This window comes from uncultured Eudoraea sp., assembly GCF_947258525.1.
Classification (GTDB): Bacteria; Bacteroidota; Bacteroidia; order Flavobacteriales; family Flavobacteriaceae; genus Eudoraea.
Map to the genome: position 1 here is coordinate 1 of NZ_CAMYIP010000016.1, position 6,924 is coordinate 6,924.

General features: G+C 39.7%; 7 protein-coding genes. 4 read left to right on the forward strand and 3 right to left on the reverse strand.

Annotation, left to right across the window (positions count from 1 at the left end; all coding sequences use genetic code 11):
• A partial coding sequence (locus Q0X89_RS01230) for a hypothetical protein (RefSeq protein ID WP_297690791.1) occupies positions 1–205 on the reverse strand: 205 nt, incomplete at its 3' end.
• A gap of 123 nt (positions 206–328) precedes the next feature.
• Here Q0X89_RS01230 and Q0X89_RS01235 point away from each other — a divergent pair.
• The gene (locus Q0X89_RS01235) at positions 329–889 is read left to right on the forward strand and encodes a DUF3109 family protein (protein ID WP_297690792.1); all 561 of its coding nucleotides are present in this window, start codon (positions 329–331) and stop codon (positions 887–889) included.
• On the opposite strand, the gene Q0X89_RS01240 is transcribed toward Q0X89_RS01235, so the two are convergent.
• Positions 886–2,802, reverse strand: a complete 1,917-nt coding sequence (locus Q0X89_RS01240) for a histidine kinase (protein ID WP_297690793.1) — start codon at positions 2,800–2,802, stop codon at positions 886–888. The genes Q0X89_RS01235 and Q0X89_RS01240 overlap by 4 nt on opposite strands.
• Before the next feature lie 21 nt (positions 2,803–2,823).
• Positions 2,824–3,558, reverse strand: a complete 735-nt coding sequence (locus tag Q0X89_RS01245) for a LytTR family DNA-binding domain-containing protein (protein WP_297690797.1) — start codon at positions 3,556–3,558, stop codon at positions 2,824–2,826.
• A 334-nt stretch (positions 3,559–3,892) separates the two neighbouring features.
• Between Q0X89_RS01245 and Q0X89_RS01250 the strand changes: the two genes are divergently transcribed.
• The 3 genes from Q0X89_RS01250 to Q0X89_RS01260 form a co-directional block, all read left to right on the forward strand.
• Positions 3,893–4,039 carry a hypothetical protein gene (locus tag Q0X89_RS01250; RefSeq protein ID WP_297690794.1) on the forward strand — a complete coding sequence of 49 codons (147 nt, stop codon included), beginning with the start codon at positions 3,893–3,895 and terminating at the stop codon, positions 4,037–4,039.
• Positions 4,040–5,041: 1,002 nt separating this feature from the next.
• Positions 5,042–5,842 carry a hypothetical protein gene (locus tag Q0X89_RS01255; protein WP_297690795.1) on the forward strand — a complete coding sequence of 267 codons (801 nt, stop codon included), beginning with the start codon at positions 5,042–5,044 and terminating at the stop codon, positions 5,840–5,842.
• Positions 5,843–6,150: 308 nt separating this feature from the next.
• A partial coding sequence (locus Q0X89_RS01260; RefSeq protein WP_297690796.1) for a hypothetical protein occupies positions 6,151–6,924 on the forward strand: 774 nt, incomplete at its 3' end.

Here is a 6,924-nt window from a genome sequence, read left to right on the forward strand (position 1 = left end):
TATCTTCTTCATCCAGGGATTGCTGTATTTTTTTGGAAGTCCAATATATCAGAAGTAAAACTATCGCACATAATGCGGCAACAATGCCGATTATTGCCACTATACTCTCCCCTTCAAATGGGGCTGAAGTACTGATAAGCGTTGCATTATAAATGATCAGGAGAAGCGCTATTCCGATCAGGATTAATATTAGTTTTTTATTCATTGAAAATCATTTCTGATAAGCCACAAAACTACGGTTTATTTTGCTTTTGATTATAAGACCTATGAGGGATAAATTTCCTATAATTAGGCGCTATCTTGTATCTTTAAATATGAATTTATACAGATGATTCAAATAGAAAAAACACTTGTATCTGACGAATTACTGGAAGCTCATTTTACCTGCGATCTCAATGCCTGTAAAGGAGGATGTTGCGTGCAAGGGGAAGCAGGGGCTCCCCTGGAGGAGGATGAATTGGCGATCCTGGATGAGATCTATCCAAAAGTAAAAGAATTTCTCAGGCCAGAAGGGATTAACGCTATTTCAAAGCAAGGAGCCTTTGTTAAAGGAAGCGATGGGGAATGGGAAACTCCGTTAGTGAATAACAAGGAATGCGCTTATGTTATATTTGATCCCGGGGGTGTAGCTAAATGTGGTATTGAAAAAGCTTTTCAGGAAGAGAAGATCTCATGGCAAAAACCTATATCCTGTCACCTCTATCCGGTAAGAGTAAAAGAGTATACGGAACTTATTGCTGTGAATTATCACAAATGGCATTTGTGTAATGCTGCTTGCGATCTGGGGCAAAAACTAAAAACACCTTTATACAAATTTGTCAAAGATGCACTGATCCGAAAATTCGGGGAAGCCTGGTATCAAGATCTTGAAGAAGCGGCCAAGTCTTAGATAGTAGGAATATGCAAGGTAACACTTGTGCCTTCGGGATTTCCTGCCGGGTCTACCAGGTCGTTAATTTCAATAGTAAAATTATTTTGGTAATCCTTGGCAAAGTTTTGAAGTCGCTCTTTTGTAATGTCTATCCCCAGGGATTTTCGCTTAAGGACCCTGCTCTCCTTCATTTTTTGAGAGGCTGCGCGCCCCACTCCGTTATCTCGAATTTCAATACTGATCTTATCGTCCTCATCACGCTCTACCAGAAGATCGATTTTTTTCGCTCCTTTCTTGGAGGAGAGCCCATGCCACAGGGCATTTTCCAAAAAAGGTTGAAGGATCAGTGAGGGAATACGGATGTGATCCGGGTCTACCTGCTCATCCATGTGGATCTGAAAATCTATTTCGTAGGAAAATCTGATATTCTCAATATTCATATACAATTCCACGGTCTCCAGCTCTTCAGATAAGGTAGTCTCCCGGGCCGAAGAAGCTTCTAAAATTCGCCTGACTAATTTGGAGAATTTATTCAGGTAGTGAACGGCATTTTTTTGTTCATTATTGATAATATAATGCTTGATGGAGTTTAAAGTATTAAACAAAAAATGCGGATTCATCTGACTCCGTAACATGGTTTGTTCCAGGGAAACAACCTTGCGTTCGTTTCTCAGTTGATATTGTCTATAGATGATATAAAGAACCAGTGAAAGCAAGGCAAATAAAAGGCCGGTGATCAAGAAAGTATTCTGATTGCGTTTTAATCGAAATTCATTGAGCTCATTGAGCTCTGTCAGCAATTGCAGTTCACTTTTCCGGGCATTTGCATTATTAGGTATGATAGCATTGTATAGATAGGCTCGGAATTTTGGCAGCTGGAGATCATTTTGCAGTTCGTGATATCTTGAATATGCATTGAGTGCTGCCTCAAAATTTCCGGCCTTGCGTTCCAGATCAGAGCGCATTAAGTTAATTTCTGCCTGAGCCGATCTGTTATCGGTTCGCGTTGCCAGTGCCATACCATCTGATAGCAATTCCCGTGTCTCTGACAAGGCACCCCTTTTTGCTAATAATTTGCTTTGTAATAGTAGGGTTGCCAATTGCAGGTCGTCGTCCTCCTCCTCATTTTCCTTATGTAAGGAAGTAAATAGTTCTCTAGCTTCCTCCAGTCGATCTGTTTCCACGAACAGATCTGCCATTGCCAGAACAGACCAATTATGCAAGTTTGAATTATTGGAGCTTTGTGCTGCAGCCCTGCTTTTTCTGTAAGCAATCAGAGCTGCTTCCGGCTTGCCCTGATCTTTTAATGCCTGTCCGATCCTCAAATGAATAGCGGGGAGTTCTTCTGACCCATCAATTAAGAAATCTGAATCCAGGGCATTGTTATAGTATTGAATAGCAGTTTTGGGATTCTGAAGGAGCCTGAATAGATCGCCCAATCTAATTTCGGCTTCTTGCTTATTCAGCAGGGTATTTTTTGAAAGTGTTTCTAATGAATCTGTAATGGCCAACGCATCCTGATAGAAGTAAATGGCAGTTTTCAGACTATCGGTTTCCTCATGAAGGCCGGCAAGTTTGACAAGCGTGTTTACCTTATATTCAGGATTTTCGGATTGATCTGAAGCCTCAAGGGCCTCCATAAAAGAAACATGGGCCTTGGTAAAAAGACCATTTTTTTGATAGATCTGAGCTAGGTGTGCATTTGAATAACACAGACCTTCCGGGTAATTGGTCCGTCGTGATTTGAGTTTTAAAAAATTCAAGACCAGGGTATCATTGCGATAAGGCCCAAAAACGTGATCAATAGAAGCATAGGCCACAGGCCTTTTTAGGATAAGGCTATCCGTTTTTGCTTGGTATTCCTGAGGAGTTTGCCTAACCTGAAGTAAGGAAAGGAAGAGAAGGATGGCTATCTGTAAAAGGACTCGCATTCAACCAGTCAATTTACGGGATTACAACAAATCCAGAAAATCACTTTTTTTCTGGCGTGAAACTGGAATTTTATTTTTAGAATCAAGGATCACATAGCCGTCTGTTTTAAGGAATTCCTTGATCTTCCCAATGTTTACAATGTAGGAATTATGTACTCGGAAAAATGTATCGGAGGGAAGGATCTCATTTACTTCCTTCAGTTTTTTGGTGAGTACTATTTTATTGCCGTTGGTAAGAAATATGGTGCTATAGTTTCCATCAGATTCTGCATACAGGATCTCGTCGCTTTCCAAAAAAATGAGCTTCCCATCAGTATTTAACGTGATCTTTTTACGAATAGGGTTATTGTTGAATTTCAACAATAATTTTTCAAGGTTTTCAGCGGTGTAATTACGGGCGTTATAACGCTTTATCTTCCCGATCGTATCCTTTAGGTCGTCTGAATCTATAGGCTTTAACAAGTAATCAATAGCTTCATTTTTCAAGGCTTTAATAGCGTATTGATTATATGCGGTAGTTATAACTACAGGAAAATTTTTTGTCTTAAGGTTTTTTATGAATTGAAATCCATCCATAGTGGGCATTTCAATATCTAAAAAAAGACAATCCGGTCTGTTACCCTCCAGATAACCAAGAGCTTCAATCGGATCCGTGAAGGATGCAATGATCTCAATTTCATCACTGAAATTGGTCAACTCCCAGGAAAGGCTTTGAAGTGCCTTTACTTCATCATCTACTAAAACTGCTTCGATCATAGACATATCAATATAAGGTAATTTAAGCAAAAATAGAGCTATACCCTGCCTAGTTTCCTGGAATTGTATCGATGGTAAAAGATCGCGTATCAATGCACCTAAGGGGCGTATAATGGGTATTTTATATAAATAGTGGCTAATGGCACTTCAAGTATATGTAGTGGTGATCTCAAGCCAGACAAATACTAAGGTAAGCGAAGCCAATGTGCAGTTCATACGGATTATTTGACCATTCATACAAATAATTTGCGAGGGCTCAACTTCCCTCATACCTTGTATACTCGTTTAAATGTATTCCCCCAATTTATAGTAGTAGTCCCAAAAAACCAAGATCATGAAAAAATGCGTGATTTTATTTGTCATCTTTGTCGCCATGTTGGTGCTAGCCGTTATTACGGGCTATAACGAGTCTACAATAATGGAGAACACCGTAGTTATGGAGACGCCTCAATCCAACACTTTGGATTTTGAGAACCCGTAATTGTTCAGGTGATCGAACATACCGGAACATTATTCCTTTTTAATTTAGTTGTAAGCCCTTATTGAGAGTGATTTCAGATAATCAGTGGGCTATGTTATTAAAATGTGAAGTTTGAGTTTTCTAAACGAACCTCCATCACCAATGTAGGCTAATAATAATCGGGTTCAATCGAGATTCGCCCTGAATTCGTAGGAAAAGAAAAACGAAATGTTCAAATTTTTACTTTTACGATAACGTTATAGTAAAAGATTATTATGTATATTAGATGTGCTTCATTGTAAAATGAAGTTTTCAAACTATTGAAAAACAAGCCGTACGGTCTCTGTGGCAACCAAAAAGTAAGGGTAGAATTACAGTATAGTTGGACAACCTGGCCATGTAAATGGCGAAGTATTTGTTAGATTGTAGGTTTCGGGGGAACTACCTAGATCAACAATTCCAATAATGTAATTAGTATTATGATGTATCGGGGGGCCGTACGACTTGTTTTATATTTCTTTTAAATTGACCTATTGGGTCAATTTTTTTTTTTTGCCTCTTTCCAATTTGAGCTAACTATACAACCAGCCCGGCAAATGATACATATTTCTGGTAATCAAGCGGTTATTTACATATCTTATATCCGCCAAATAAATAACATTAATAGATAGCAGCTAAGACCACCTATCCGACTTATTGGATAATAATTAGTATCTATCTTTTTTTAGGTATGCTTATCAGCCCGACGATGGCATGCAACAATATCTTGTGACTTTGCCCGGAGCCAGCGAATTTAAAATACCATTTTTTAACAATTAAGAATAACAGTTATGAAAATGATTAAAACACTTTGCCTTACACTTTTATTGGTTTGTTCTGCCAATCTTATTGCACAAACCCCTGAACAACAGAAGCAGGCAGAAGAAATGCAGAAAAATGCCAAGAAAATGATGGAAAAGATGCAGCGGCAATATGACAGCATGATGAATACACAGGAAATGAAAGAGGGCGAATACACAGGAAATGAAAGAGGGCGCAGTAAAGATCAAGGAGTTTCAGGACCAATTGGCCAAAGAACAGAAAGCCAAAGCAAATCAAAAAAAATCACCAACTACTTCGGAAGACTACTCGAAAAAATACCTGATCAGCAAGGGGACGGGAACAAAATTCGAGAACTGGACCTATGGAGAAGCCGAGGTGGTTTTGGTAGGGATGACCCGATATCCCAACAGCCCCGGGTATACCAAAAAGATCGGTGTCGTAGAATCTAATGGCAGATTTACTTTTGACCTGCCAGAAAAAGCCAGCACCCATAAAACAACGGTTGCAGATGCCCGTTGGGTCAATTGCATGACAGGCACAACTACTAACCAAAAATGGACGAATCCCTCTGCCGGTTATTTGAGACCAGACATACGGATCATGAAAAATGGGGAGGAACTTGGCAATGTTTGGTTGTCCTCTTCCAATGACATTATTGATGGTTGGACTACGGCAAATGATTACTATGGGATACCTGGACATCGAATGCAGTTGGTATATGTAAGTGCACCCAGTAATACCGAGGCAGTATGTACGATCGAACGTGGCCGCAGCTCCGGAAAGGACTTTGATCTCTATAAAAAGATCAATGTACAATTCAAAAAGGGATGGAACCTGGTGAAGACAACATTTGAAGGCGAACGTATCCCTATTAATTGGGGTGGAGGAAGTGGCATCCAAAGCTATTATAAAGATGAAAAGATCACAGCTGTGCAGGATCTGAGCTCTGACACCAAATGGCTCTTTTATCCAAATTGGAAAGCACTTCAATCAGGAAATTAAAAAGCACTTCGGTGCTTTTTTTTCTAAGAGCAAAGAAGCATACTGCTGCTTCAGAAACACTTCTTACACCCAAAATCAATTCAGGTCAGACAATGGATCTTTTGTAGTTACAAAAGGAACCTTCTTTTAGAACGATGCAGTTTATTCTGGAGGAACTTTGATTGTCAATTGCCTCCTCCCAGTTTATTCTAAAAACTTGCTTATATTAGATAGCAAGGAGCTTTTAGCGTAGAAATCCTTTGTTTTTCAGCGTCTTATTTCGGCTCTGTTTCAAGGCTATAAGACGGATCCAACCGAAAACCAACATTATGAGTAGTTTCATCCAACGGCTATTACTTCTTGCTTTCATCCTATTATCCTTCATCCTAAGTACCGGCCTGGTGGCCCAATCCCTACCGGATAAGATCGCTTTTGAAAAATACGGGGTAGCCGAAGGCTTGCCGGAGGAATTTGCCCGGGATGTTATACAGGACGAGCAGGGATTTATCTGGATCACCACCCAGAATGGAATTGTAAAATATGATGGGTATACCTTCAAAGTATTTCGGGGAGAGTCATCAGATCAGGATGGTAAGTTAAAATTACGCGGAGGTACACGACTTATAAAGGCCAGAGATGGTAAATTATGGACTGGAAACCATGGGGAAGGGGTGATTTCCTACGATCCAAAAAAGGATCACTTTGTCAATTATTTATCCAGTATAACGGACCCATCACATTTGCCATTGAAAGGGTTTATCGAAGTTTTATTTGAAGACACCGATGAGAATATTTGGTTTCATAATTCATCTGTAGTATTAGACACGCTGGTTCTCGTAAAACTTGATACCCAAAAGGATACCTTTAAAGCTTTTCCCCATGTAAGGCAGTACCGGAAGTTTAATGATATCGTACTCAATTCTGAATTATTAGAGGCAGCTAAAGACAGCAGTATCTGGCAATTGCTGCACCCCGGGAATCTCAATGTGCTAAACGCTGAAGCAGATAGTTTTGAATCAGTGATCCCGGCCGGAACAACCATTCCGGGTATGAGTATTAATGATACGATACGAAGGATTGTCCCAGGCACAGAAGAACATTTT

What these genes read in the sequence shown, in the direction of transcription:
- Q0X89_RS01235 (WP_297690792.1), top strand. Translation starts at nt 329, where the DNA reads ATGATTCAAATAGAAAAAACACTTGTATCTGACGAATTACTGGAAGCT.
- Q0X89_RS01240 (WP_297690793.1), bottom strand. Translation starts at nt 2,802, where the DNA reads ATGCGAGTCCTTTTACAGATAGCCATCCTTCTCTTCCTTTCCTTACTT.
- Q0X89_RS01245 (WP_297690797.1), bottom strand. Translation starts at nt 3,558, where the DNA reads ATGATCGAAGCAGTTTTAGTAGATGATGAAGTAAAGGCACTTCAAAGC.
- Q0X89_RS01250 (WP_297690794.1), top strand. Translation starts at nt 3,893, where the DNA reads ATGAAAAAATGCGTGATTTTATTTGTCATCTTTGTCGCCATGTTGGTG.
- Q0X89_RS01255 (WP_297690795.1), top strand. Translation starts at nt 5,042, where the DNA reads ATGAAAGAGGGCGCAGTAAAGATCAAGGAGTTTCAGGACCAATTGGCC.